Below are 25,386 nucleotides of genomic sequence, written 5' to 3' on the forward strand. Positions count from 1 at the left end.
GTTCGGAATCGGTCAACGCCGCCGGATGCGGTGCCGGTGCTCGTGCCGGGCCCTGGACCGGTGGTTTCGGGTTCTGGCGGCGATGGTGGGTGGCGCGGGATCTGCCGGTCAGCCGGCAGGCCGCCACGACACCGAGAAGGGGTTCGAGGTCGGTGACGACGACATCGATCAGGGGGTCTGCTTGGTGTCGTTGCCCGAGTTGTTGGATAGCAGCTCCAAGAACTCGGCAAGTTTTCCCAACACCTCGTTCGCCTGTTTGGCCTTGGCCAGCTCCGCGACCAGCCGGGCGTTCTCGACCTCGAGCTTCTCTGCCCGCCGTTCGGCCTCGGACTTGCCAGGCTTCGGGCCAGATCCCTTGGCGGCCAGGGCGTTCAACGCTCCCGCGTCGCGCTGGCGAGTCCAGTCGAGCACGTGCGAGTGATACAAGCCCTCGCGGCGCAGCAACGCGCCCTTGGCGCCCGTTTCGGTCGATTGCTCGTACTCGGTGACGATCGCTTGCTTGTATTCGGCGGTGAAAGTACGCCGCTTGGGTCGATCGGCCCGAGGGCCCTTCTTCTTGCTCGCCACCGCACCATCATCCCCGGCGGCCAGGTCGGTCACACTCAACGTCACGCTCAGAACATCCGATCTCGCCCATATCTTCAGAGAACTACGTGGTCACCACGTCTCACCGGAGTCTGGCAGATAGGGGATCGCGGTTTCCTGGCTCTTGCCGACCTTGCGGCCGCTGCCCAGGACCTTCCCGAGGCCAGTTATCGAGTCATCGGTGGGCACATGGTGCAACTGCTCCAGCACATTTACCCGTTGGAGGGCTGGCGGTTGCGTGGCACAGCCGATGCAGACGCCGGTATGGACAAAGAGGCCCTCGTTGCAGCGGAACGACAGTTGCACCAGCAGATGCTCGGCCTCGGCTATGAACTCGAATCGGGCAACCGCTACACCAGGGTCAGTGACAACGGACGGCTCGATGTGGATATCCTCGTCGCGACTTACGGAAGCGCAGGCCAGAGCGAGGTTGCCGGCCGTGCATTCGACTCAGCGCCCGGCCTGCATCTGGCCGTGGCTGGCGACGCGGTCATCGCAAACGCCCGCGTGAATCTGTTCGAGGGCGGAACCGTCGAATTCACTGTTCCAGTACCGGATGTCGAAGCGGCTGTGGTCCTCAAAGCTCTCGCTTGGCGAAAACGGCTCGCCGACAAGGACGTCATCGATCTGGCCACGCTGTTCGAGATCGTTCATCAGCACCGCACCGTGATCCGGACCTGGCGGCTGGCTGACACCGAGCTCATCGGTGCGCGCAGAGATGCAGTCGCCGCGCTCGCCCTGCTGATCTCGAACATCGATCAAGGCAAATGGCGAAACGCGTTCGCTCGTTCCGCGAACTCCGCCAGATTCACCGCCATCGTTCGTCGTAACGTCGGCACCTGAGCTCACGTTGCTGACGATCGCGCTGGTCGCGATCGACCCTGTCACGACCCGCATCGAGACGAGCGGCAATCCGATGTGAGGCGCGAGCGGGACCTGTCGGTGATCGCGCGACCGCGGGGCTGGACCTCCGTCTGGTCGTGACGGCGGACTGGGCCGAGCCGTGGAGATGCGAACAGGCAAGCGCCCCAGCGCCACTTCAGTTTCCGAGTTTGCGTGGGTCCGGGAATCCGAGTCCGGTGTATCCGGGTGCGCGTTTGCGTAGTGAGGAGGCGATCACGGGGGTGAGGATGTCGTGGTAGTCGTGAACGGTCGCGGTGGTCTTGCCCGGGTGGGTGCGGGTGATGCGTCCGGCGTACTGCACGAGGCGGCCTTTGAACGAGACGGGTGCGGCGAGGAAGAGTGTGTCGAGGGCGGGGCAGTCGAAGCCTTCGCCGATGTAGGAGCCGGTACCGACGAGCAGTAGGGGTGAATCACCGGCTGCATGTGTTGCGATCGATTCGGTGATTGCGTGGCGATCACGGGCTTTCATACCGCCGCGGAGAACGATGATGTCGTCGCAGCCGGCTGCGACGAGATGTTGGGCGAGTGCGTTGACGTGGTCGACCCAGGTCGTGAGGATCAGAATGTTGGCGCCCGCTCGATGCGCGTCGAGCACGTCGGCGACGATTTGCTTCAGGCGATCTTCATCGGCGACGAGTGCGCGGTAGATCTCGGCGATACCGCCAGGCTGGCTCGGGTCGGCGTCGCCGACGTACTCGAATCGGGTTGGGTGCACATGGAGAACGCGGTGCGGTGAGGGCGTGTCGCCGTTGGTCGGCAGGTGACCCGCTGTGGGTGCCTCGATGGTGTGGGTGCGTGAGCCGAGTTGGTGGTAGATGAGGTCGTCGAGTTGGTCTCGCCGGTAGGGGGTGGCGGTGAGACCAAGCCAGTATCGGGCGGGGATCTGGTTGAGGACGTCAGTGAAGGCGGAGGCGGCGATGTGGTGGCATTCGTCGACCACGACGAAGCCGTAGTTGCCGGTGAGTTCGTCGACGTTGGCGCGGCGGGCGAGGGTGGGCAGCAGCGCGACATCGATTACCCCTGTGGTTTTGGATCGGCCGCCGCCGATCTGGCCGCACTTGATGCCGAGGTGGTCGAGGATCCGGGACCGCCATTGGTCGGCGAGGGCTTTGCGGTCGACGAGGATCAATGCCGACCTGGCTCGGGAAGCGATTGCGGCGCAGGCGATCACGGTCTTTCCGGTGCCGGGCGGTGCGATCAGTACGCAAGTGTCCTCGGCTTCGATGGTGCGCAAAGCGGTTTGCTGTTCGGGCCGCAGTTCGCTCGACCAGGTGAATGTCTGCTCGCTACCGCCTACGCGGTTGTCATCGATACTCAGTGTGCTGTCGGCGGATTCGACAAGGGTGGTGAGCAGGGGCTGTAGTCCTCGGGGCAGGATTAGATCGCCTTCAAGGGTCTCGTCGTAGCTGTGCAGGAATCGCGGTGTGTCCCAGGTGCTTCGGCGTGCCCGCTGACGGGCATAGAACTCCGGGTTCGGGATGGAGGCGGCGTGCTTGACCGCCGAGATCATGGCCGGGCCGAGATCGGTTGTGCTCAGCTGGAGTCGGGCCGCTAGTATCGCCCGGATGATCGGTGCCGGGCGAGGCACAATTTTCGACGAGGTTGGCAGCTGAAGTCGGCGGACCTCGTGGCCGACCTTCGGCTCACCGAGCGTAGTTGCCAGTGCGTCAGCCTGTTTCGATGACAGCCGGGGGATGCTCGACAGATATGCCCACTGGTCGTCGAATGGTTCGAGGGTGGCCGGATCGAGGAACATCGTGGTTCCGTGTCGGCGCCGCGTACCGTTCAGCGGTGCGGCGATGAGGTTTCCCATGCCGCGGCCAGTATGGGTGTCCTGCGACGGGAACAGTCGATCATAGCTGGACAGATTCATGCTGCCGCGCAGTCGGATTGCTTCGGCGAGCAGACCGGTGGCGATCCGTCGTGCCGTGGCGGCTGGTGTGGCGTGGGCGAAGAAGATCCACACATGCGCACCGCGCCCGGACTGGGACACCTCGAGCGCTGCTGGAATGTCTTTGGCGCGAGCGGCTTTCAAGAATGCCAACGCATCGAGCATGGCTGCGCTCTTGTCGAAGTCCGCTGCCACCCACCAGCAGGTGTCGTCGTCGGTCAGTGGATACAGGCCGACGTGGTGCTCGCCGCGCAAGTGGCCGGCGATGACCGCGTCGGTGAGCGGCAGGTGGGGTGCCTCCGATCGAGGCATGCTGTTGCTCCATCGGCCTCGGATGGCGGGCATCCAGCCGGAGCGGCCGTCACGGCGGTTTTCCCAACGGACCGCGTAGACGTCGTCGCGGCAGCGGAAGAGGTCGAGATAGAACCGGACTTTGGCTTCCGGCGCGGACTGCATGTCGACCGGTGTCCCCACCGCCGTTTGATCCGGATCGGCGGCACGAGCCTGTTGTTCGGTCAGATCGAGCAATCGCCGCAGACGAGCGGTCTCCGCGCGCAGGGCTTCGAGCTCGCCGGGATAGCGTTCCACGAGCAACCAGTGTGCCGTGTCTTTGCGCCGCTCGTCGACGGTGCGAGTGAGACTGGGTGTTTCCGTGTGGTCATGGGACGTCGAAAGCCTGTGTGTTGCAGCAGCGTGGTGATGACCCATTCGATCCCAGGGCGGAGCTGCGCTTGCTGTCCCAGGCGTGCTTTGCAGGGACGCCGCTTGTTTGTTCAGGGTGCTTATCGTCGGAATCGTGTGCTGCCGTGGGGTTTCCAGCACATTGATCCTGGTCGTCGGTAGGGTGTGGAGGCGTCAGCGCCGTAACTCGAGGGTTAGGGGCAGCACTCTGATGGCGATCAAGAATTCCGGGCAGGCAGCAGCCGGAGCGCTCGACGATCTGATCGCTCGTGCCGGTGAGCTCAAGGCGGAACTGGTGGCGTTCGTACAGAGTTCGCGTTTCGACAGGCAATTGACCGCCAGGCTGATGGACGCCGCCGACGACCACGGCTATCTGGACGAGGGCCAGTTAGTCTGACCATTGATCATTTCGCGCTGCAGCATCGGCTGCCTGATGGTCGCACCGTTGTCGAACGATTTGTCGCGCAACATCGGCCGCCGCTGACCGACAGTGAGCGGGAGATGGTGTTGGGGTGGCGCGACGTCGTCGAAGGATGCTTCGAGGCGCAGCGCACCGATGGTGACGCGATCGTGCTGGACAATCTCATCGATGATCTGGTCTATCGGGTCTATTCGAATATGGGGGTTGTGCCGTTTGCGCGACTGCGGAAGGGCATGTTCGTCATCGGCAGGATTGTGCCGCTGCACGCTGGCGGGTGGCTGGTCAGCGGAAACCTCATGTTCCTCCCCGAATCCGCAGCGAGTCAGGTCGCGCAGGGTGCTGTGACCGCGCTGACCGCGCATCCAGAGTTGTTGCGCCGCAACCCTGATCTGCTTCGCCGCGCTTGGGAGATGCAGGCCGAGGACCGTGTGGACTTCATCGAACTGTTCGGTGCCGACCTGGTGGATTACCCGTGGTCGAGGTCCACGACAAGCTCCGTGAGCATTACCGGCGTCGCCAGTGCAAGGCACTTGCGGGTCTCGATGACAAGGCGGCCAAGCGTGTCGCCGCGGCCGGAACGACTCCCGATGTGCTGGCCGATATGCCCGAGAGTCTATGGGACGCCGAGACGGTCGGCGTGATCTACGACGAAGTCGAAGGGCTCAACTTCTACCGTGACTTCGGTCGGTTGGACGCCTTGTTCGCCGACCCGGCGCTCGCCGGCGATCGAACGTACCTCGCGGTGTTGCGCGGTTATCTGCGAGACGATTCCGTTTCCGCGCTTCCGATTCGTCGTTTGGCCGAGCGTCATCGCGATGGGGTCGATCCGGTGTTCCGCAAGTTGCTGGGCAAGCCCGGGTTCTGTTGGGAGCGAGACGGAGAGGATCTGCTGCGTCGTCGCAAGAAGGAGTTCTTCGATCGCGCGTCGACCCCCGGTATCTCCGTGGTCGGCGCGCGTCTGGCCGAACTTCTTCGTGGCGGCCGATAGGACCACGCGATGGATAGGCTCACAAGAGCGCAGTTGGCGGCCATGATCGAAGAAGCCACAGTGGACGCCTATGGCGACGAAGAACAGCTGGTCGGCTTCTGCACCATGATCGCTGACTACCTGGACATTCCTTTCGAGACGGAGGTCTTCGGGCTGAGGGTCACCGTCCGCTCGATCGACTTGCTACCCGGCAGCGGGATTGTCGCCGTATGCACCCATGGTCGGTTCCGTCAGGCGATCGGCATTCTCGATCTTCCCTTGCCTTCACCCGCTCCGAAGGGTGCCGAATGGATTGAGGCGTACCGGCACTGGGCGCCCTGAATCGTGTGGGTTCGAAATGCAGTGAACCATCGAGTTGCTGAACAGTTGGTTGCGCTACAGGCAGGACCGATGTGCGCCTGGGTGCGTCTCCACGCCGACCGGGAAGGGTTCAGCCGTCGGAGCGTGGGCGGCCAGCTGGCCGCATGGGGGTTCCGCGTTTGTTGAGGGCGCGGTTGATGCTGCTGGCGGGGAATCCGGTGAGCTTGGCGCATGCGGTGAGGGAGTTCCCGGCGAGGTAGAGCCGTTCAGCGCGCTCGATGTCGGTGTCGGTCACCGATTGGTACTGCCGCGGAACCCGGTGCTTGGTGAGCAGTGCGAGGACCGCGCTCTTGGAAGCGTGGTAGTGGCGGGCGAGTTCGGCGGCGGATGCGCCGTCGGGGACGACGAGGTCGACGGGAGCCCGTTGGTGTGTCCTGAACCTGAGATTTCGCTAGGGCTGCCTCGAGTTTCTGCAGGTCAGCGCGATTCGAATAACATCCCGCTAGGTCCACAATAAACCGGCAGGTACTGCAATGTGTCTGCCGGTTTTTTCATGCCTCACACGCCATTTCGTGGGCCAATGCGGGGCGGCCGGTACCTCCATGGTGAACCGTGATGTGTGCTGACCTCTCAGTGGCCCAGCCGGGCCGCTAGCCCGTCGAAGACGCAATCCAGGCCGAAGGCGAATTCGATGTCGGGGTCGGGGTCGTCGGCTTCATGGACGCGGCGGGCGAGCAGCGGGTGGTTGCCCGCTGCGATGACCTCGCGGATGTAGGGGCCGACGCTGCGTTGCCACTGCTCTTCGGTTAGGCCGGTGCGCTGCTCGGCGCGGCCGGAGGCCAGTTGGGCGGCGACCGAACCTAGGACGTAGGCGTGTACGGCGGTGAGGGCTCGTGAGGCGAGAGTGATGTCGGGGGTGAGGGCGACTGCGGCGCGGAGGGCGGACTCGGAGCGGCGCAAGGAGTTTGGGCCGAGGGCGGGTCGTCCTGTCAGTTCACCTGCCAGCCAGGGGTGGCGCAGTAGGGTTGCGCGCAATGCGTGGGCGACGGCTCCCAGGTCGGTGCGCCAGTCCGTGGTGGATTCGGGCAGTGGGTCTTCGCCCTGGGCCGCGTCGATCATCAGGTCGACGAGCTCGTCGCGGTTGGTGATGTAGCGGTAGAGCGAGGCTGTTCCGGAGCCGAGATCGCCTGCGACCCTTCGCATTGAGACCGCTGCCAATCCCTCCGCGTCCGCGACGGCGAGTGCGGCGGTTACGTACTGGTCCACGCCGGGAGCACGGCGACGCGGTTCGGGGCGCGGCCGGGTCCACACCGATGAGGCAGCGGGTTCGGTCATCGGGGCGGTTCCTTTCCTCGTTGCTCCGCATCCTACCTTCTGGATACAGTGTAGCCATGACGGAGACAACGTATCCAGAAGTGCCGGTGCTTGTGGTCGGAGGTGGCAGCGTCGGTCTGCTCACCGCGGCGCTGCTCACCCATCACGGCGTCCGGGCGGTGCTGGTCGAACGCCGGGCCGGTCCGTCGATTCACCCGCGCGCCACCGGAATTGGGGCGCGCACCGTCGAAATCCTGCGTGAACTAGGGCTTGACGCGGCGGTGGATGCCACCGCGGTCGACCTCCGGGGCGCTGTGGGCAAGGCGGTGGCGCGGACTGTCGTCGAGATGGGTGCGGGCGATGTCGTCGTCGTGCCCATGCCGACCCCGTCTGCCGACGAACTGGAGGTGACTCCGTTCAGGCTGCGTGGCGTCTGCGCTCAGGACCGGCTCGATGCCGTAGTGGCCGCGGATCTGACGCGCCGCGGAGCCGATCTGCGCTGGTCGACCCGCCTGATCGGCATCACGCAGGACGCGGACGGGGTCGATGTCGAATTGGAAGGACCCGATGGCCGCTATTCGCTGCGGTGCGTGCACGTGGTTGCCGCAGACGGCGCGCACAGCACCGTGCGGAATGCCCTCGGCGTGTGCACCTCCGGTCTCGGGGACCTCGGCAAGTCGATGATCAATATCCTGTTCCGCGCCGATCTCCGACCCCACCTGCGGGGCATGTCTTTCGCCACCTGCACCATCACCGTGCCGGAGGCGCCCGGCCTGCTGGTCACCGTGGACGGCGAGACGAACTGGGTCTTCCACGCGGCCTGCGATATCGACGCCGGCGAACGCCCCGAGGACTTCACGCCCGAGCGCTGCGCCGCGATCGTCCGGTCCGCGGTCGGCGATCCCGACCTCGATGTCGAGGTGCGCAGCGTGCTGCCCTGGAGGCCCCGCAGTGCCGCGGCCGAGAGATTCGCGGTCGGCCGGGTGTTCCTCGTCGGCGACGCCGCGCACACCGTGTCACCCCTGGGAGCGTTCGGCCTCAATACCGGCGTTGCCGACGCGCACAACCTCGCGTGGAAACTGGCTGCCGTCCACCACGGTGAGGCAGGTGCGGGCCTGCTCGAAACCTATGCGCACGAACGTGAACCGGTCGCCGCGGCGACGCTGGATCAGGCGCTGCGCCGGCTCGCCGATCCGCAGCTGCACTGGGGACGCGGACCCGAGGCCGATGCCGCCCGGGTGACGGCGGGGGTGTGGGCGGCGCCGGTCGTGCACCTCGGCCAGCGGTACGACTCGGCCGCCGTCGTCGACCCGCGGCCGGAACTCCCGTCCACAGTGGATCTCGCTGTGGCACTGGATGGTTCACCGGGTTCGCGGGTGCCGCACGCGTGGATAGACGGGGTATCGACCCTTGATCTGGTGGCGTCCAGATGGACCCTGCTGGTGGGCGCCGAGGGCGAACGCTGGCTCACCGCGGCGGTGGATGCCGGACTCCCCGCGCACCGCGTCGCGGTCCCGTGGCTCCCGTCCGACGGCGCCATGCTCGTCCGTCCGGACGGGATCGTCGCGATGCGCGCTAGGGCGTCGGCTCCGGACCCGGTGCGGTACCTCACCGAGGTCCTGGACCAGGTGCTGGCCAGGCCGGCGACGGTGCCGAGCGCCTGAACGGCCGCACAAAGCTGAAGGGCCACAAAGCTGAAGGGCCATAAGGATGAACGGCTGCACAAGGATGAAACGCCCTATTCGGTGACCAGTCTGCCCATCGAATGGATTTCGGCGATATCGCCGCCTGTAATGAAAGACCATGGCGCGGTGAAGAATCCATTGTCACCCCAACCGGGGCCCCAGGAGTTTTCGAGGGTGACGCCATTGGCGTCGTAGCCGACGATCGTGACTTCATGACCACCCAGAACCGCTTCGCCGGGTGCGGGGGAGTACCGGGAGTTGCCCGAGTTCAGGTTCATGAAGCTTTCCCTGGCATCGAAACCGATCGGAACGGGAAGCCCGGCCGCGATGGCCATCTTGATGTTGGCCACCTTATCCCCGGAGAACAGGTCTTTGGCCCCGGAGAGTTTGTAGTGGGCGGCGTTCGCGAACTCTTTGGCGTCCGGCTGGGTGGTGTAGTCGAAATCGCCCTGCCAGTAATCGGATTTGGTGTCGTTGCCCTCGCGCCATTCCATCGGCAGCGCGACCGAGGCGGAGGTGCCGTAGTCGTGACCCTTGGCGATCTGGGAGTAGATGAACATCGGAGCCATCGGCCCACCGCTGATATTCATTTCGTTCATCAGCACGCCGTACCCGGTGTAGCCGGTCGCCCACGCGACACAGGCGCCGACCTGCCCCTGGTCGCCGGCGGGCAGGGCGTATTGCCGGAGCGAGAATTCCGCCGGTGATTCGCTGATGGTGCTCAAGTGCAGAATAGGAAGTGCGTCGCCGACGCTGGTGTCCTTGTTCTGACTGGCCTTCGCTGCCTGGATATCGAGACCGAAGGCATGTCCGGGGGAGGGCTGCGGGGCAATGGGATCTGCGTCGGCGAAAGCTGCCGAGACGACTCCGATTCCCAGAACGAATGCGAGTGCAGCGGGTAAGCGCGAGTAAGACATGGATCTCCTATGCCGTTTTTCGCGGAGTTGATCGCAGATCTCGCGACGATCGTAATGGCGGCGGGCCGGGAGAATCCGCCCGACGCGCGGCGGGGTGCGCCGATTTCCAGCGGGGCACTGAAAAGTTATGGGCTAGATCGCCAGTAGTTCTCGGGCGATGGCGAGGGAGATTTTCTTCTGCTCGTCGGGGCTGGCTTCGAGGGTGTCGCCGAGTTGCTCGCCGGTGATCGGGCCGAAGATGATGGCCGCCACCGCGGTTCGGATTCGCATGCGGGTGTGCAGGTCGCAGTCGGCCGGTGTCATCAGGGTGATCACCTCGCCGATCAGGGCCTTGAGTTCGCCGACGTCGCGGACCTGCTTGTTCGCGGCATCGGCTGCCAGCGAGCGCAGGACGGGCTGATTCTGCTGGATGAGGCGGACCACGCGGTTGGCGTCACCGAAGAACAGGTCGGCGACGCGGTCGAGCATCTCGTCCTGGAAGTCGGGGGAGAAGGGCTGTTCGCGTCCCCAAGCGACCAGCTCGCTCATCGCGTCGAGGAGTTCGACGATCAGGCTGAGCAGGATCGCGTCCTTGGACTTGAAGTGGTAGTACAGCGCGGCTTTCGTGACATCGAGCTGCTCGGCGATCTCGCGCAGTGAGGTGCCGTCGTAGCCGCGTTCGGTGAACGACTCCAGGGCGACCTGACGAATCTTCTCCCGCATATTGCCGTCACTGGGCGCCATCCACCCACACTCCTGTCCGCTGCCGTGTGATTGACAAGCCGAATCCGAAGATTACTATACGGCAGGTAAGCAGCTGACCGGTCGGCAAGTAATGAGTGGGACATGACAGATCAATCGACGGCGGTCGAAACCGAAGGATTCCAGCGGCGAAGTCACCGCGAAATCATCACCGTGATGAGCGGGCTGATGATCGCGATGCTTCTCGCGATGCTCGACAACACCATCGTCGGTCCGGCACTGCCGACCATCGTCGGCGATCTCGGCGGATTGAAGCACCTGGCGTGGGTGCTGACCGCGTACACCTTGGCGACGGCGGTCTCCACGCCGCTGTGGGGCAAACTCGGCGATCTGTTCGGTCGCAAGCCGACCTTCCTCGCCTCGATCGTGCTCTTTCTGGCGGGCTCGGCGCTCACCGGAATGTCGCAGAACATGATGGAGCTCATCGGATTTCGCGGCGTGCAGGGTTTGGGCGCCGGCGGTCTGATCGTCGGTGTCATGTCGATCCTCGGCGAGCTGATTCCGCCCGCGGAACGTGGGAAGTATCAGGGTCTGTTCATGGCGGTGATGCCGCTGGCCATGCTCGGCGGCCCGCTCATCGGCGGCTGGATCACCGATAATGCGTCGTGGCGCTGGGCGTTCTACGTGAATCTGCCCCTGGGCGCTATCGCGCTGGTCACCGTGTGGTTCACGCTGCACGTACCGCGGCGCAGCACCGGTAAGGCGAAGATCGATTGGTGGGGCGCGGGCACACTCGCGCTGTGGGCGAGTGCGCTGGTACTGCTCGGCAGCTGGGCGGGATCCCAATATGCCTGGGGCTCATGGCAGATCATCGCGACCATTGTGGTGGCGATCGGCGGATTCGTGGCCTTCGTGGCCATCGAACGACGGGTCGCCGAGCCGATCATGCCCCTGCACGTTTTCACCAACCGCAACTTCTCGCTGGCGGGAGCGCTCGCCTTCATCATCGGTCTCGCGATGATGGGTTCGGCGGCCTACCTGCCGCAGTTCCAGCAGCTGGTACAGGGCGCGTCCGCAACCAACAGCGGACTTCTGTTGCTGCCCATGATGTTTCCGATGATGTTCGCGAGCGTGGCGATCGGCCAGATCACCTCCCGCACCGGTAAGGTCCGCATCTTCCCGATCATCGGGTCGGTCGTGCTCGTCGCCGGAATGGTGCTGCTGGCCCAGGTGCACACGGACACAACCAAACTCACCCTCGGACTGTTCATGGCCGTCCTCGGCCTGGGTGTCGGCGGCCTGATGCAGCCCTCGATGCTGATCGCGCAGAACAGCGTCGGCCTGCGCGATATGGGTGCGGCCATGGGCGCGAGCACCTTCCTGCGAACCATGGGAATGTCGCTCGGCACAGCGGTACTCGGCACCGTGTACACCACACGCCTGACCCACGAACTCTCCGCCAAGGCAGGCGACGCCGGCTCGAAACTGATCTCCGGCGGCGCCCAGCTACCCCCGTCCATGCTGCACACCCTCCCCAAGCCCCTGCTGGACGCACTGCGCGCCGCAGTCACCCACGGCATCGTCGGGGTGTTCTGGGCGGGCGCCGCCGCAGGCGTCGTCGGCCTGGTCGTCTCGTTCTTCATCAAGGACGTGAAGCTGGTCGGATTCGCCGATGAGCCGAAGGTCGAGGAAGCCGAAAAGGCCACTGCCGTTTAGCGATCAGCCGGGCGAGAACCCCCATGGAGCAGCCTCAGTAGTCGAGGGCGTGTTCTGGTTGGCAGACGTCCATGGGGGAGGGCAGGTAGCGGACGATGGCGTCCAGGAGTGGGGTGATGTCCTCGCTGCTGGGCGCTGCGCTGCATAGGACGGGGACGACGTCGCCAATGCGGGTGAGGCGGCGGATGCGGCGGTGTAGTTGTTCCAGGGAGATGTTGCGGAGGGCGGGGATCGGATCCGGGTCCGCGGTATCCATGAGGGTTTTCGCTAGCGTGCGATACCGGTGGATCGCGACTTGCCAATGGGCGCCGTAGAATTCGGCGGCCATCGGTTCGAGTGTCCACATCGGGGGTAAATCGATGGTGCCTTCGAAGACGGGGCCGGTGCCGAGGGGGATTTGGAGGGTCAGGGGTACTGCGCCGCGGGTGTCGGCGATCGTTCGGAGGCAGCGGTCGAAGTCGGCGCGGGGGTGATCCAGTCCGGTCAGCAGGCACAGCCGGGCGACCTGGTGGTCGTCGGCGACTCGTAATGTCGTTTCGAGTCGGGCCATGCTGTGTGCGGCCGCGTTGACGACGGCGATCACCCCGTCGGCCACGCGAATGGATCGCTCCAGTTCCGCGGCGGGGGTGCGGCTCGAGAGCTCGGTGAGGCGGATCGTGTGTTCGATACGGCTCGCCGACCAGTGCATGACGGTCTGCGGGCCGGGACCGGTCCGGCCGAGCAGGCGGTGGATCAGCGGCGTCGTCTCGTCGGGGTCGCCGACGATCGTGACATTGCGGATCGCCTGCGGGTCAATAGCTTTGGTGCCCATCGTGTCGAGGTACTCCAGATCGACTCGAGGATGTCAGGGCATCCTCAATTCGACCTCACCGTACCTCCGCTCGCGTGGCTCTGTGGCCGGTTTCCTTCCCAAAGTAGAACGTGTTCCTATACCGTCGGCTTTGTGCAGAAAGAACAACGGCCCGCCGTGGCAGACTGGTTCACTGCGGACGACGGTGTGGTGCGTCTGCAGGGAACTCGCTGCAATGATTGCGGCACACCGTATTTTCCGAAGAACACGCTGGCCTGCCGAAACCCGCAGTGCTCGGGCAAGAAGGACGGCTCCGAGCTCGCCGAGTACCTGTTTTCCACGCGCGGCCGGATCTGGTCGTACGCGGATGCTCGCTACAAGCCGCCGCCGCCCTATGTCTCGCCCGATCCGTTCGTGCCGTATGTCGTTGCGGCAGTGGAGCTCGAGGTCGAGCAGATGGTCGTGCTCGGGCAGGTCGTCCGCGGCCTCACCGTCGATGATCTGGCCGTCGGCATGGCGGTCGAATTGACCGCCGGCGTGCTGTACGAGGACGACGAGGCAGAGCACACGGTGTGGATGTGGAGGCCGGTCAATGACTGACAGCAATCGCGATATCGCCGTCCTCGGCGCGGGCATGCACCCGTGGGGTAAGTGGGGGCGTAATTTCGTCGAATACGGGCTGGTCGCCGCGCGTGCGGCGCTGGCCGATGCCGGCGTGGACCACCGCGATGTCGGGTATATCGCCGGGGCGGACACCATTCGAAACGGCTACCCCGGCTTCGTCTCCGGCGCGACCTTCGCCCAGGCGCTGGGCTGGTCGGGTGCGCAGATCTCCAGCAGCTACGCCGCCTGCGCCTCCGGTGCGCAGGCCATCGCCAATGCCCGCGCCCAGATTCTGGCCGGGCTGTGCGAGGTGGCGCTGGTGGTCGGCGCGGACACCACCCCGAAGGGTTTCTTCCAGCCGGTCGGCGGCGAACGCCGCGACGATCCGGACTGGTTGCGCTTCCATCTGCTCGGCGCGACCAACCCTATCTACTTCGCGCTCTACGCGCGCCGCCGGATGGCGCTGCACGGCGCCACGCTCGACGATTTCGCCGCGGTCAAGGTGAAGAACGCCAAGCACGGCCTGAACAACCCGAATGCCCGCTATCGCAAAGAGGTTTCGGTCGAGGAGATCGCCGCTTCGGCGATCGTCTCGGACCCGCTGCGGCTGCTCGATATCTGCGCGACCAGTGACGGCGGCGCCGCGCTGGTGCTGACCTCGATGGACTACGCCCGTCGCCACGGCATCGCGGATCCGGTGCGCATCAAGGCGCTGTCGACCGTCACGCCGACGTTTCCGAAAACCGTCCTCGATCTGCCGGATTTCTCGACGGACTCCTCCGTGGCCGTCGAGCCGCAGTCGCGGACCTTCCGCTCCGCCATCGCGCACGCCGCGTACGAGGAGGCCGGGATCGGGCCCTCGGACCTGTCCTTCGCGGAGGTCTACGACCTGTCGACCGCTCTGGAATTGGACTGGTACGAGGACATCGGTCTCTGCGAGACGGGCGGCGCCGAGGAGCTCTTGCGCAGCGGCGCAACAACATTGGGCGGACGCGTGCCGGTGAACCCCAGTGGCGGGCTGGCCTGTTTCGGTGAGGCGATCCCGGCGCAGGCCATCGCTCAGATCTGCGAGCTCACCTGGCAGCTGCGCGGCCAGGCCGACGGCCGTCAGGTGGAGGGCGCCAGCGCGGGTATTGCCGTGAATCAGGGCCTTTTCGGTCATGGATCGGCAATCATCGCCACTCGCTGAACAAGCTCTGCATTCCGAGCACCCGGGCTTTTGCCCGGGTGCTCGTGCTATTCGCCCGCGGCTATCGGGCACTGCGCCGCTCGGTCTTTGTCGTTCGGCCCGACGGCTATCTCGGATTCGCACAGCGCGCGTCGCACGAATCCGAAGTTGTCGAATACCTGAAATCGACATTCCGCTGACCGCCCGCACCCGCGGTTCTGTGCACATTGCCAATCGAACCTGCTGGTTCCTGTCGTTTTGTGGCTACCGGTAGTCGGGCGGCACTGGAATCGTTCATCCGCATGAACACCGTTGTTCTTTCGATGAACCGTGCCGCCGTGCGGCGCCGCTGGATCGGCGTGCTGGCGCTTGCCACCCTTGTCGCTACGACCTTCACCAGCGTGGGTCCGGCGGCCGCGGCTCCGGAGAGCGCGGCGTCGGATCGGCAGGAGCAGGAGTTGTCGGCGCGCAATGGAATCGTGGTGTCGTACGTCAGTCTCGCACTGCCGTTGCCCGCCGAGGCGCCGGCGCATCCGGCCGCGTGCGACCGTGTGGGGTTCGTGCGGTATCGATCCGCGGATGGTCCGCAGAACTCCGCCGATGCCGACCACGTGGTCATCCAGCAGCAGGGTTTGGGCGGTGGCACAGCCAATTCCGACAGTGTCGCGTTCAATACGGTCCAGTCGGCCCGGGCGATGGGGCAGCACATCGAATTCTGGGCGCTGGCGCGCCGCAGTGCCTGCCTGGATGAAATGACCGGATTCGATTACGCATTGCGGACCGGCAACTATCTCGATGCCGCCGACTACTACTTCAACGGCAAATCGATTGACGGGCAGACCTTTCCGGGGTTCAGGTCCTCCGCCGATCTGCCGGTGCTGGACTTCATGGGCCTGGAGCGGGTCGTGCGCGATCAGTACGCGATCATGCTGCACGAGATTCCCGATCAGGCGCGCCGCCAGCAGAAGTTCGTGTGCACCGGCATCTCTCTCGGCGGCCTGGTCACCGGATTCTTCTCGGATTGGGATTTCGACGGCGCATCAGGTGCCGACCAGTGCGCCGCCTTCGCCGCCCAGGACTCGATGATCAGCTCGGATCCGGTGGCGATCCAGAACACTCCGGTGCTGCATGCCCTGACCGATGCCATTGTCGGGCCCACGGATGGCATGGTGCAGGCGGGATTTCGTGCGGGAGTGATGCCTCGTATCTTCGGTCCGGTTCCGGTGCTGGGCACCAAGGCCTTCCTGCTGCTGCGGCTGGCCGGGCTGGCGGCGCATCTCGATCCGGACGGTGAGAGTCAGCTATTGGCGCATCTGCCACACGATTTCGAGATCGATTCGACGCTGAACTATCTTTTCGCTCCCACCTACGCGGCGTTCATGACCAATGGGGGCGATGGCAGCGGATCCATTCGCGACTACCGCTTCACCAATACCGCCCTGCTCGGTGTATTGATCGACAACAATTCGAGCAACTTCTCGCTCTTCCAACAGGGGGTGGGTGCGCTGGCCGGTGGGCCGGTGCAGGACAAGAGTTTCCCGAATCCGGGCGAGCTCACCCAGTTGCCGCTGCTGGGTAGCTATCTGCGGATCAGCGCCGGAAATCAGACTCGCGTCGCGCCGACCGATCGCACGGTGCTGTACACCTGGCGGAACTATGACGATGTGCGCGGTGTGCCCTTCACGAGCCCCAGTCGCGAAGTCGCCGATATACGTGACGTCGCAAGGCAATTGGCGACCGGCTCACCGAATGCATACTGGGAGACCTACTTTCCGCTGCGGCTGGTCGTCGATATCGGCGCGGGCTACGGGGGTGCCCGCAGTGGTGAGATGGCCGGTTTGAAATATCACGGCATGAGCCGCACCAAACCGAACTTCGTGGCCTTCGCGGGCGACAGTCCGGTGCAGGCCAGCGCCGGAACCCTGTTCCCGCCACCGGCTTCGGCCCGCGTGGTGACGCTGCCGGGCTATGACCACATCGATACGATCGGCGCCGCGGCCATCCAGAACGACGGTCAGCCGGACTACAGCGGTCAGCAGTTGGCACAGTTCGTCGGGAGTCTCGGATGATCGCGCGCCGCGCCGGAAGTCTGCTGGTGACAATGCTTGCGGGTATCGCCGCCGCTACGATGCCGTTCGCCTCGGCCGAGCCTGCCCGCCCCGGAGTTCCGGATCAGGAAATTGTCACGCCGATCACCGGCGATCCGGGGCTCGGGGACGATGTGCAGGCCACTTATGTCCGCCTGCACTATCCGAGCCCGTTCTCCACGATGGCTCATCCGGAGGCGTGCGACTGGATCTCCTATGTGCGATACCGGTCTACGACGGGACCGGCGGCAACCTCCGACGCCGACGCCGTGTTGACCGTTCAGCCCGGAACCTATTCCAGCGCGGCAAATCTCGATATCCAGGCACCTCAGGTGGTACGCAAGGCTGCCGCCCAGGGCAAACACGTCGAGTACATCGCGCTGGTCCGGCGCAGCAGCTGCGCCGAGGACCGCACCGGCTGGCAGGCCGCGCAGCAGGCCGGTGACTACCATGTCGCCGCCGACTACTACTTCCACGACAAGCCGGTGAACGGGCAGACCTACCACTATCAGACGCCGCAGGATCTGGCGTTCCTGGGCGAGTACGGGCTGTCGCTGGTGCTCGACGACTGGCGTGCGGTGATCGAACATCTGCTGCCCGATCCGGGGCAGCGGACCAAGATGTTCTGTGGCGGACACTCTTTGGGCGCGTTCCTCACCGGGCCGATGATGGCCTGGAACTTCGCGGGCGACCCGGCTGCCGCCGACTACGCCGGATTCAATCTGTGCGGCGGCGGCATCATTCCGGAGGACGGTTTCGCCATGACCGATCCGGCCGGGTTGTCCGGCACCGGTCTGCTCGACCAATTCGCCTCCGCCGCCGGGGGAGCGGTGAAGAACATGATCAATGCGGTACTGCAGGGCGGGCTTTCGGTCGCGCAGTTCCCGGTGCTGTCGGCGTCGGAGGTGCTGCATGCCTACGAGGTGGCCGCGATGGCCGCTGATCAGCAGCCGGATGCGGAAAGCGATCTGAAGACCGTCATACCGCGTGATCTGCGTACCGAACCCTGGATGCGCACGTTCTACGGCAAGGACTATCTGGACCTGTTCACCGGCGCCAATCTGCCGAGCGACTTCCGGCTGACGAATACCGCCGCTCTGGCAATGGATTTCGATCAGAACTCCGCCGAGTACGTCTTGCAGGCCGGTCTCGGGTTCTATGACTGCCCGGTGGCCGGGAAGACCTATCCCGTCCCGAACGGCCTTGCCTCCGTGCCGATTCTGGGTCCGACGCTGTTCGTCATCCCGATGCGGGTCGGCTACGGGCAGAACTACACGCCCGCCGCTCACGATCGGTTGTGCGGGTGGCGTAATTACGATCAGGTCTGGCCCTCCGGCATCGATGCACCCGGCATCGGTCACGGTCCGCCGACCGATAGTGATCACGAGGTCACCGACGTCCGGCAGTTCGCGCACGCGATGAATCCGGGATGGCAGCCGACCAGCTACTTCGAGGAGTACACCTCGTTCCGGCTCATCACCGATATGGTCTTCGCCCTCGGGCTGGGGCGCGATGGTGATCTCGCCAATCTGCAGTACCGCTCCGGCGGCATCCTGAACTTCCTGCTGCACGGTGACCGCTGGCAGAGCACTCCCGCCGGACGCCGGAACCTGACGCTGCTGTCGGGGGATTCGCCGGTCCAGAACGCCGGGCTCGGCGGTCTGCTCCCGTACAACGCGAAATACATTCCGGGATACCGGCATTACGACGTCGTCACCGCGGCCGAGAAGCAGAACAACGGTCTTCCGGAGCCCGCGAGTTCGTATATCGCCGCGTTCATGACCCAGCCCACGGGCTGAATTATTGTGCGCCGCAATATGGCCCGGAACCCTCACTCGCTTTCCCGATGGAGCAATTGATGCACACCAGGAGTCACGCCCTGCGCGCCGCCTCGGTCTTCGCGGTCACCGTTTCGGCGTGTGGCGCGATATCGATGGAACCTGCGGTGGCGCAGGACAATACAGCTACCTGGTATGTCGAGGCGGGCGCGGCTCCGGGTGGCGTCGGCAGTATGGACGCCCCGTTCGGCTCACTGGCCGCGGTATCGGCCGCCGCCGGCGCGGATGACACCATCCTGGTGCTGCCGGCGGCGGCGAACGTGCCGCCGCTCGATGGCGGAATCGTCTTGAAGCCCGGGCAGAAGCTCATCGGTGGTGGCCCCGCGGTGCAGGGCAGTGCGCCCGGTGCCGCCCTGCCGCGCCTGACCAATACCACCACCGCCGGAAACGGTGATGCCGTCGAATTGGCCCGTGGTAGCGAGGTGCGCAATCTTGTCATCACCGGTGCGCTGCGGGGCGGCATCTACGGTTCGAATGCCGTGGATTCGGTGGTCGCGGGCAATGATGTGGCCGCCACGAATCAGCGCTGTGCGGACGGCTTCATGATCGGACCGTTCACCCTGCCGCCCTCGATCGCGGTCGGGGTGACTGCGCCACCGCTGCCCGATTTCATCACGCTGAACAATGGCTGGGCGGCCATTATGACCGACTTCTCGACGGCGGCGGGCGCGGTGCGGATCGAGCACAACACCGTCCACGACACCGCCTGCGGTGACGGCATCGACGTGCGAGCCACCGGAACGAGCAAGCTGACCGCTCAGGTCGAGGGGAATGCACTGCGGGACATCAACCTCGGCCTGGCGAAGCTGTCGGTGCTCGCGATCGGTGTACAGGCCGCGGATTCGGCGGATCTGACCGCCGCGCTCGACGGCAATTCGCAGACCGATATCGCCTCGCCCGCGACGTCACCGCTCAATAGTCTCGCGGACAGCGAGGGGCTGTTCATCAACCCGCTGGGGCGGGCTCGGATGCGAGTCACCGTCTCCAACAACCAATTCCGCAATGGCGGCGGGCATTTCTCGGCCAACGGGCTGGAGTACGTCACCACCAGTGGCACGCCCGACAGTGAAGTCACGGTCACCGACAGCGATTTCGATACGGTCACCGGTGACGTCATCGAGAATTACAACCTCAGCACCGACGGCGCTCGCCACTCACTGAGTCTGGATCATGTCCGGGCGCTCAATTCGGTGTTCCCGGGGGCCGCGCTCAATCCGATCGTCCCGGCGAATCTCGGAACATGCCTGGTCACAACGAATTTCGGCCGAACCGGTCACACTCACCTCAGTGTCGCGAACTCCGACTTCGCGAATTGCAGTGCGGACGGCATCGGCCTGATCGCGTTCACTCCGCAAGGCTCCGAACCCTCCACTGCGGCATTGACGTTCGATATCCGCGACACATCGGTCAGCTCCACCGCTGCCAACGGCATCAACATTGCCAATGTCGGCGACACGGCGGTGCTGGAGGGGAGCGTCGCGCGAACCACCGTTGCCGGTGCGCAACAGGCGCTGGTGCGGGTCAGTAGTCGGGACGGGACGATCGGCAGCGCCGCAATCGATTTCGGAGGCGGCTCGCTGGGCGGTGCCGGGATGAACTGCTTCGCTGCGGGCGGTTCGCAAGTGACCGTGTCCGGCATGTCACTGGCTGCGCAGGACAATTGGTGGGGTCGCCCGGAGGGCCCGAACCGGCCGCAGGAGGCCGCCGACGCCGGTCACCCGCTGGCGGCTGCCCCGCGCGCGGGTTGCTGATTCAGCAGTGCACGGTGCCGTCCGCGCCGCGGTTCTCGCCTCCGATGCCGACGATGGCGAGGTGGACATCGGTCGGCACGTAGGTGCTGTCGGAACCGTCTGCCGGAGTGGTGTTTCCGGTGTACAGCGTGATCGAGACCTTATCGGGATCGGTCCAGGTCGGCTGGGTCTGGCGGACCGCGGCGGCGGCCGCGTCGGAATGGTAGACGACCGTATGGCATGAGCCGTTCGGGTACGCCGCGGTGGTATCGACGCCGTCATAGGCGCCGATTTGCTGGATATCGGCGGGCAGCAGCGCCGTGGCGGCCGCCAGCGCTCCCGCGGCATCCTGATGCGGGTTGAAGTAGACGTCGGCGCTGACTATCGACCCGTTCCAAGCATTCGCGATCGGGGCGATCGGATCCTGGGCGCAGGCGAGGGCCGCCCCCGGCAATCGCCAGGCGTCTTGCGAGTTCAGCTGGTTTTCGCCCTCTGCCACACAGTCATTCGAGGTGTCGGGAGCGAATGTCTGCCGCCAGTAGTCGACCGGGCTCAGGATTCCGCGCACCGCATTCGGCGCTGGTTGGGAGATCGCGGTCGCGGGGTCGGAGGTCGTCTGACTCGATGCGGGCACGGTGTCCGCATTCGTCGGCAGGGCAGCGGCCGTTGTCGAAGCGGTAGAAGGCGATTGACTGGAGGGCAGCATGATGACCGCGCCGATGAACATCAGCGAAGCGACTACCAGCAGCGCGACCGCTGCCTTCTTATCGTTGATTCGGAACGTTTTTATATGACCCTGAAACAGTGCGATGAACCCGACTACGAAAGCGAACATACTCACAATCACCAAAAGTGCACCAAGGATTGCCAATTCGGACTCCTTTCGCATCGCGTCCACCAGCTCGGAGCCGGCGCACTGCGGCACAGTATTGCGCATGGCCGGCGCCGTAGGTCGGCATAATCTGGTACGCGTCCGAGTTGTCGGGAATCCCGCATTGTGCGGGTCCTGCTGGAAGATTGCCGGTTTCGTGGCGACCTCGGTCAGCGCCTGACGAAATCGGCCGGGCGGCTGACCGTTCCGGCCTTCGGTATCGGCCGAACCGCGTTTCCGGCGTTCACTTTCAGCAGGTCGCGGCAGCGGCCACCGGATGACTCCGCTGGAAGGAAACGACAATGACCGAGTATGTGACGCTCGAGCACGGACGGCTGGCCTGCGATGTGGCTGGTGACGGGCCGCTGGTGGTGCTCTCGCACGGTATGGGCACCGTGCGGCAGGATTTCCGCCATCTCGTCGGCCCGCTGGTCGCCGCGGGCTACCGGGTGGTCAATGTGGATATGCGCGGGCACGGGGAGTCCAGTCTCGACTGGCCGTCGGTGACCGGGAAGGCCGCCATCAGCCGTACCGACGTGGCCGGGGATCTGCTGGGTGTGATCCGGCACTTCGGCGGTCCGGCGGTGATCCTGGGACATTCGCTGTCGGGTGGCTCGGCGACGATCGCGGCGGCGCAGGCTCCGGAACTGGTGAGCGCGATCGTCGAGATCGAACCCTTCACCCTCACCCAGAGTCTGCATATCGGAGCGCTTTTCGCCCGCCGCCGGTATCGCCGCGGCATGGTCCGCCTCGCGCTCACCGCAATGCTGAATTCGCCGGATTGGTGGCGGCGGTATCTGGACGTCGCCTATCCGACGAAGCCCGCCGACTTCGGCGAGTATCTCGCCGGACTCGAGAACACCCTGCGGCAGCCGGGGCGCTGGGCGGAATTCATGAAAACCCAAAAGACCACCCCTGCGGATGCGCAGGCCCGGCTGGCGGACGTCCGCTGTCCCGCCCTGGTGATCATGGGTTCGGCGGAGCCGGATTGGGCCGATCCCGAGGCCGAGGCGAATGCGATCGTGGCCGCCATGCCGGAGGGTGCGGGCCGGGTCGTGATGGTCGACAACGGCGGGCACTATCCGCACGCTCAGTTCGCGGATCGGATTGCCGCGGTGGTGATCCCATTCCTCGAACAGCATGCGGTGCGTGAGCAGACGGCCGTCACGATCATGCGCTGACCATGGCGGACATGCGGCCCGGCTGCGATGATGGCGGCATGCCCGCGCCGCGCACCATTGTTTTTGTCGCCTATCAGGGGATGCAACTGGTCGAATTGGCCGGGCCGATGGATGTTTTCGGGTTTGTCAACGCGCTCGCCGAGGATGAGGTGTACCGGCTCGTCACGGCCTCGCCGGCGGGCCGGTCGATCACGGCGGACGGCGGTTTGACCATTGCGGTCGAGCATTCGCTGCATGATCTGGCCGCCTCCGCCGAGGAGATCGACACCCTGCTGGTCGTCGGCGGCTGGATCACCGGGCCGGTGTCGGCGGAGGTGGTCCGCGAATTGCCCGCCCTGGCCCGCAAATCCCGCCGCGTGACCTCGGTGTGCTCCGGTGCGCTGCTGCTCGCCGCCGCCGGTCTGCTCGACGGCTACCGGGCCACCACCCACTGGGGCACAACGGATCGGCTGGCGCGCACCTATCCGCGCGTCACCGTAGAGCCCGACCGCATCTTCGTCCACGATCGCAATCGCTGGACCTCCGCCGGCGTCGCCGCGGGCATCGACCTGGCCCTGGCTCTCGTCGAGGACGATCACGGCCGTGAGAAGGCTCAGGAGATCGCCCGCGCCTTCGTCGTCTTCACCCGCCGCTCCGGCGGCCAAGCCCAATTCAGCGCCCAGATGCGCGCCCAGCCCGCCCGCACCCCCGCCATCCGCGCCGTCCAGCAGTGGCTCCCCGACCACCTGGCCGGCAACCTGGCAGTCTCCACCCTGGCCGCGCGCGCCGGCATGAGCGAACGCCACTTCGCCCGCGCCTTCCGCGCCGAAACCGGCACCACCCCAGCCACATTCGTCGAAGACCTCCGCATAGAAGCCGCCCGCCGCCTCCTAGAATCCACCGACCTGACCATCACCGCCATAGCCCGCACAGTCGGCTACCGCCACGCCGAAACCCTCCACCGCCTCTTCACGCGCCGCCTCTCCACCACCCCCGAGCGCTACCGCCGCCACTTCGCCACCGGCACAGCTCCCGGCGAGACGGCCTCATAAGCCAGACACACGACCGGCTTCACGCTCGCGAGCGCGCGCAGCGTGTCGGCGTGGGCTTCGTGGAGCGCCTCCGGATCAATCTCCCATCCGTCGTCGCCGACCAGTCCCCATGACCCATCCTGGTGTTGGAGAAGGCGTACGCCGTCGTCCGGAGCCAGCGCCATTATCCGAGCGTCCTCATCATCGTGTGGTGTGGGGATGTCCACGAGCCGCCCCTTCGGTAGTGCGGTTGGGGAGGACCCACCACCGGGGATCGAGCGGGGCACGGCAGCTACACGGCGATGGGGCCGAAAACAACGCTATCCGTGCGTGTTTGGCCCGGTAACCGCCTTGCCGTCCACAACCGTCCACAAGGACCACATCCCGCGCCTATCGTGTCTTTCATGAACCCCGGAGACCTGAACTCCGCGATCTCGGGTGCCCGGCTGCGGGCTGCCCGGGAGGCTGCGGGGCTTAGTTTGTCTGCCCTGGCGGCGCGCACGCACTACAGCAAGGCGCTGCTCGGGATGCTGGAAACGGGGCAGCGTCAGGTCTGGCCCGAGCATGTCAGTGCCTACGCCGATGCGCTGGGGATCGGGTGTGCTCTGTTCGTCGAACCCTCCGATGGCGAACAAGCAGCGGCCGAATGGATTGAGCGGGTTGCGTTGTCGGACATCGGAGGCGATGCGCTGGACCGCCTGGAGTTGGCGGTGGACGATCTGGCGGCAGCGTATCCAACGACTCCTCCGGGTGAATTGCTGGTTCGTATCCGGCAGCATCTCGGCTATGCCGGACGCCTGATGGACAGCCGCAAGACGCTGACCCAGCATCGCCGTCTGCTCGTCACGGTCGGCTGGCTCTCGCTGCTGGCGAGCACCTGCCATATCGACCTGGGGGAGTTGCCGGCCGCGGCGGCGCGCGGTCACCTGGCGTGGAAGCTCGCAGACGAAGCGGGGCATCGCGAGATAGCGGCGTGGTGCCTCGAAACACGGGCATGGCAACAGCTCACGAGAGGTGGCTTCGCGGTGGCGGCGGAACTGTCCCGCGCCGCGCAGGTCATTGCTCCCGACGACAGCTCGGCGTTCATACAGGCCACTGCTCAGGAGGGCCGCGCTCTGGCACGGCTCGGCGACCGCGAGGGCACATACGGTGCGTTGCGCAGAGTCGCCAGGCTGGTGTCCGGGCTGAACGTTCCGGATCGGCCAGAGCATCACTTCCGGTATGACCCCGCAAAGTCGGATGCCTACGTCGCCACCACGCTGGCGTGGCTCGGCGATCCTGCGGCCGAGTCCTACGCCCGGCATGTTCTCGCCGATCTCGCAGGCGCTGCGTTTGTACGTCCACGTCGAATCGCTTCGGCGAACCTGGATTTGGGCCTGGCCCTCGTGGTGGCGGACAAGCCCGACGAAGCCGCGGACGTGGCTCTGACTGCTGTGGAATCCGGACGTCTGGTTCCGTCGAACTACTGGCGGGTGGCCGAGGTGGTCTCCGGTATCGAAGGCCGCGGGGCAGCCGACGCGGCCATTGTTCGGGAAGCGTTCCGCGACATCTACCCGTCCACTTAGGGCGGGCCTGATATACCGGCCGCGCGGTTGTGTAACAGCAGGCTTGCCACGGCTCTGTCGGTCGTCGATATGTTTCGGCGACCGCGTGGGTGCGGATCATCGGCGGATTTCCGTTGTGAAATCTGTTGTGTCAGAGCGACTGTCGTGGCGTTCTACCATGGGTGAAGGGGTGTTGTGGACTGCCCCGTTGCTGGAATGGAGAGCAGTGTCATGCCGGATATGAACAAGCAGAATCTTGTGTACTTCGAAAACCCTTCCATGCGGGGGCTGTACGACAGCATGGAGGGATGGCAGCTGGCGAATAACAAGCGGTTGTTGTCTATCAGCGTGCAGCAGGATCGGGGGAATTACTGCTGTATCGCTCTGACCAATCCGACGGAGGTAGTGCTCACCAGCCCTGATGGGCACCACCATGCTGCTGTGAATCGGTTCGGGCAGTTGGCGGTGACTTCGGATTAGGC

The 25,386-nt window shown here is 65.3% G+C and carries 24 protein-coding genes; 15 read left to right on the forward strand and 9 right to left on the reverse strand.

The genetic code is table 11. From position 1 onward, the window contains the following. Positions 1 to 168: 168 nt before the first annotated feature. Positions 169 to 600, reverse strand: a complete 432-nt coding sequence (locus OG716_RS41285; RefSeq protein WP_405135594.1) for a transposase — start codon at positions 598 to 600, stop codon at positions 169 to 171. 174 nt (positions 601 to 774) lie between these two features. Between OG716_RS41285 and OG716_RS41290 the strand changes: the two genes are divergently transcribed. Further along, complete coding sequence (locus tag OG716_RS41290) at positions 775 to 1,428, forward strand: hypothetical protein (protein WP_405135595.1); 654 nt, start codon at positions 775 to 777, stop codon at positions 1,426 to 1,428. A 196-nt stretch (positions 1,429 to 1,624) separates the two neighbouring features. On the opposite strand, the gene OG716_RS41295 is transcribed toward OG716_RS41290, so the two are convergent. Further along, a complete protein-coding gene (locus OG716_RS41295) occupies positions 1,625 to 3,967 on the reverse strand; it encodes a TOTE conflict system archaeo-eukaryotic primase domain-containing protein (protein ID WP_405135596.1) in 2,343 nt (780 codons plus the stop codon). A 304-nt stretch (positions 3,968 to 4,271) separates the two neighbouring features. Here OG716_RS41295 and OG716_RS41300 point away from each other — a divergent pair, with 304 nt between their 5' ends. Continuing rightward, positions 4,272 to 4,457 (forward strand): hypothetical protein, encoded by a 186-nt coding sequence (locus tag OG716_RS41300; RefSeq protein WP_405135597.1) that lies wholly within the window; start codon positions 4,272 to 4,274, stop codon positions 4,455 to 4,457. Here OG716_RS41300 and OG716_RS41305 read toward each other — a convergent pair. Further along, positions 4,430 to 4,843, reverse strand: coding sequence for a hypothetical protein (locus tag OG716_RS41305; protein WP_405135598.1), 414 nt, complete (start codon positions 4,841 to 4,843; stop codon positions 4,430 to 4,432). The genes OG716_RS41300 and OG716_RS41305 overlap by 28 nt on opposite strands. Before the next feature lie 110 nt (positions 4,844 to 4,953). On the opposite strand from OG716_RS41305, the gene OG716_RS41310 reads away from it, so the two are divergent. Then, positions 4,954 to 5,469 (forward strand): hypothetical protein, encoded by a 516-nt coding sequence (locus OG716_RS41310; protein ID WP_405135599.1) that lies wholly within the window; start codon positions 4,954 to 4,956, stop codon positions 5,467 to 5,469. 9 nt (positions 5,470 to 5,478) lie between these two features. Continuing rightward, on the forward strand, positions 5,479 to 5,790 hold the full coding sequence (locus tag OG716_RS41315; protein ID WP_405135600.1) for a hypothetical protein: 312 nt from the start codon (positions 5,479 to 5,481) through the stop codon (positions 5,788 to 5,790). A gap of 109 nt (positions 5,791 to 5,899) precedes the next feature. Here the strand turns inward: OG716_RS41315 and OG716_RS41320 are convergent, their stop codons facing one another. Both OG716_RS41320 and OG716_RS41325 read right to left on the reverse strand, forming a co-directional pair. Continuing rightward, positions 5,900 to 6,064 carry a hypothetical protein gene (locus OG716_RS41320; protein ID WP_405135601.1) on the reverse strand — a complete coding sequence of 55 codons (165 nt, stop codon included), beginning with the start codon at positions 6,062 to 6,064 and terminating at the stop codon, positions 5,900 to 5,902. Positions 6,065 to 6,399: 335 nt separating this feature from the next. After that, positions 6,400 to 7,104, reverse strand: coding sequence for a TetR/AcrR family transcriptional regulator C-terminal domain-containing protein (locus OG716_RS41325; RefSeq protein ID WP_405135602.1), 705 nt, complete (start codon positions 7,102 to 7,104; stop codon positions 6,400 to 6,402). A gap of 56 nt (positions 7,105 to 7,160) precedes the next feature. On the opposite strand from OG716_RS41325, the gene OG716_RS41330 reads away from it, so the two are divergent. Beyond that, on the forward strand, positions 7,161 to 8,747 hold the full coding sequence (locus tag OG716_RS41330) for an FAD-dependent monooxygenase (RefSeq protein WP_405135603.1): 1,587 nt from the start codon (positions 7,161 to 7,163) through the stop codon (positions 8,745 to 8,747). A 74-nt stretch (positions 8,748 to 8,821) separates the two neighbouring features. Here the strand turns inward: OG716_RS41330 and OG716_RS41335 are convergent, their stop codons facing one another. After that, positions 8,822 to 9,685 carry a C1 family peptidase gene (locus OG716_RS41335; protein ID WP_405135604.1) on the reverse strand — a complete coding sequence of 288 codons (864 nt, stop codon included), beginning with the start codon at positions 9,683 to 9,685 and terminating at the stop codon, positions 8,822 to 8,824. A gap of 132 nt (positions 9,686 to 9,817) precedes the next feature. Beyond that, positions 9,818 to 10,408 carry a TetR/AcrR family transcriptional regulator gene (locus OG716_RS41340; protein ID WP_405135605.1) on the reverse strand — a complete coding sequence of 197 codons (591 nt, stop codon included), beginning with the start codon at positions 10,406 to 10,408 and terminating at the stop codon, positions 9,818 to 9,820. A 102-nt stretch (positions 10,409 to 10,510) separates the two neighbouring features. Between OG716_RS41340 and OG716_RS41345 the strand changes: the two genes are divergently transcribed. After that, complete coding sequence (locus OG716_RS41345; RefSeq protein WP_405135606.1) at positions 10,511 to 12,082, forward strand: MDR family MFS transporter; 1,572 nt, start codon at positions 10,511 to 10,513, stop codon at positions 12,080 to 12,082. Between the two features lie 34 nt (positions 12,083 to 12,116). Here OG716_RS41345 and OG716_RS41350 read toward each other — a convergent pair whose 3' ends face one another. Next, the gene (locus tag OG716_RS41350; protein ID WP_405135607.1) at positions 12,117 to 12,893 is read right to left on the reverse strand and encodes a GTP-binding protein; all 777 of its coding nucleotides are present in this window, start codon (positions 12,891 to 12,893) and stop codon (positions 12,117 to 12,119) included. Positions 12,894 to 13,025: 132 nt separating this feature from the next. On the opposite strand from OG716_RS41350, the gene OG716_RS41355 reads away from it, so the two are divergent. The 5 genes from OG716_RS41355 to OG716_RS41375 all read left to right on the forward strand — a co-directional run bounded on the left by OG716_RS41355 (position 13,026) and on the right by OG716_RS41375 (position 20,319). Beyond that, a complete protein-coding gene (locus OG716_RS41355) occupies positions 13,026 to 13,472 on the forward strand; it encodes an OB-fold domain-containing protein (RefSeq protein WP_327141263.1) in 447 nt (148 codons plus the stop codon). After that, positions 13,465 to 14,664 (forward strand): lipid-transfer protein, encoded by a 1,200-nt coding sequence (locus OG716_RS41360; protein ID WP_405135608.1) that lies wholly within the window; start codon positions 13,465 to 13,467, stop codon positions 14,662 to 14,664. The genes OG716_RS41355 and OG716_RS41360 overlap by 8 nt, the downstream gene beginning before the upstream one ends. 281 nt (positions 14,665 to 14,945) lie before the next feature. Further along, positions 14,946 to 16,712 carry a hypothetical protein gene (locus OG716_RS41365; protein WP_405135609.1) on the forward strand — a complete coding sequence of 589 codons (1,767 nt, stop codon included), beginning with the start codon at positions 14,946 to 14,948 and terminating at the stop codon, positions 16,710 to 16,712. After that, positions 16,709 to 18,529 carry a hypothetical protein gene (locus OG716_RS41370; RefSeq protein WP_405135610.1) on the forward strand — a complete coding sequence of 607 codons (1,821 nt, stop codon included), beginning with the start codon at positions 16,709 to 16,711 and terminating at the stop codon, positions 18,527 to 18,529. Before OG716_RS41365 ends, OG716_RS41370 begins: the two co-directional genes overlap by 4 nt. A 59-nt stretch (positions 18,530 to 18,588) precedes the next feature. Next, on the forward strand, positions 18,589 to 20,319 hold the full coding sequence (locus tag OG716_RS41375; protein WP_405135611.1) for a hypothetical protein: 1,731 nt from the start codon (positions 18,589 to 18,591) through the stop codon (positions 20,317 to 20,319). Between the two features lies 1 nt (position 20,320). Here the strand turns inward: OG716_RS41375 and OG716_RS41380 are convergent, their stop codons facing one another. Beyond that, positions 20,321 to 21,133 (reverse strand): hypothetical protein, encoded by an 813-nt coding sequence (locus tag OG716_RS41380; protein WP_405135612.1) that lies wholly within the window; start codon positions 21,131 to 21,133, stop codon positions 20,321 to 20,323. A 338-nt stretch (positions 21,134 to 21,471) separates the two neighbouring features. On the opposite strand from OG716_RS41380, the gene OG716_RS41385 reads away from it, so the two are divergent. From OG716_RS41385 to OG716_RS41400, 4 genes are all read left to right on the forward strand, one after another. Then, the gene (locus OG716_RS41385; RefSeq protein WP_405135613.1) at positions 21,472 to 22,350 is read left to right on the forward strand and encodes an alpha/beta fold hydrolase; all 879 of its coding nucleotides are present in this window, start codon (positions 21,472 to 21,474) and stop codon (positions 22,348 to 22,350) included. A 2-nt stretch (positions 22,351 to 22,352) separates the two neighbouring features. After that, on the forward strand, positions 22,353 to 23,381 hold the full coding sequence (locus tag OG716_RS41390) for a GlxA family transcriptional regulator (RefSeq protein WP_405135614.1): 1,029 nt from the start codon (positions 22,353 to 22,355) through the stop codon (positions 23,379 to 23,381). 383 nt (positions 23,382 to 23,764) lie between these two features. After that, complete coding sequence (locus tag OG716_RS41395) at positions 23,765 to 24,925, forward strand: helix-turn-helix domain-containing protein (protein ID WP_405135615.1); 1,161 nt, start codon at positions 23,765 to 23,767, stop codon at positions 24,923 to 24,925. Positions 24,926 to 25,144: 219 nt separating this feature from the next. Continuing rightward, positions 25,145 to 25,384, forward strand: a complete 240-nt coding sequence (locus tag OG716_RS41400) for a hypothetical protein (protein ID WP_405135616.1) — start codon at positions 25,145 to 25,147, stop codon at positions 25,382 to 25,384. The last annotated feature ends 2 nt before the right edge of the window (positions 25,385 to 25,386 follow it).

The organism is Nocardia sp. NBC_01388 (assembly GCF_045040085.1).
Classification (GTDB): domain Bacteria; phylum Actinomycetota; class Actinomycetes; order Mycobacteriales; family Mycobacteriaceae; genus Nocardia.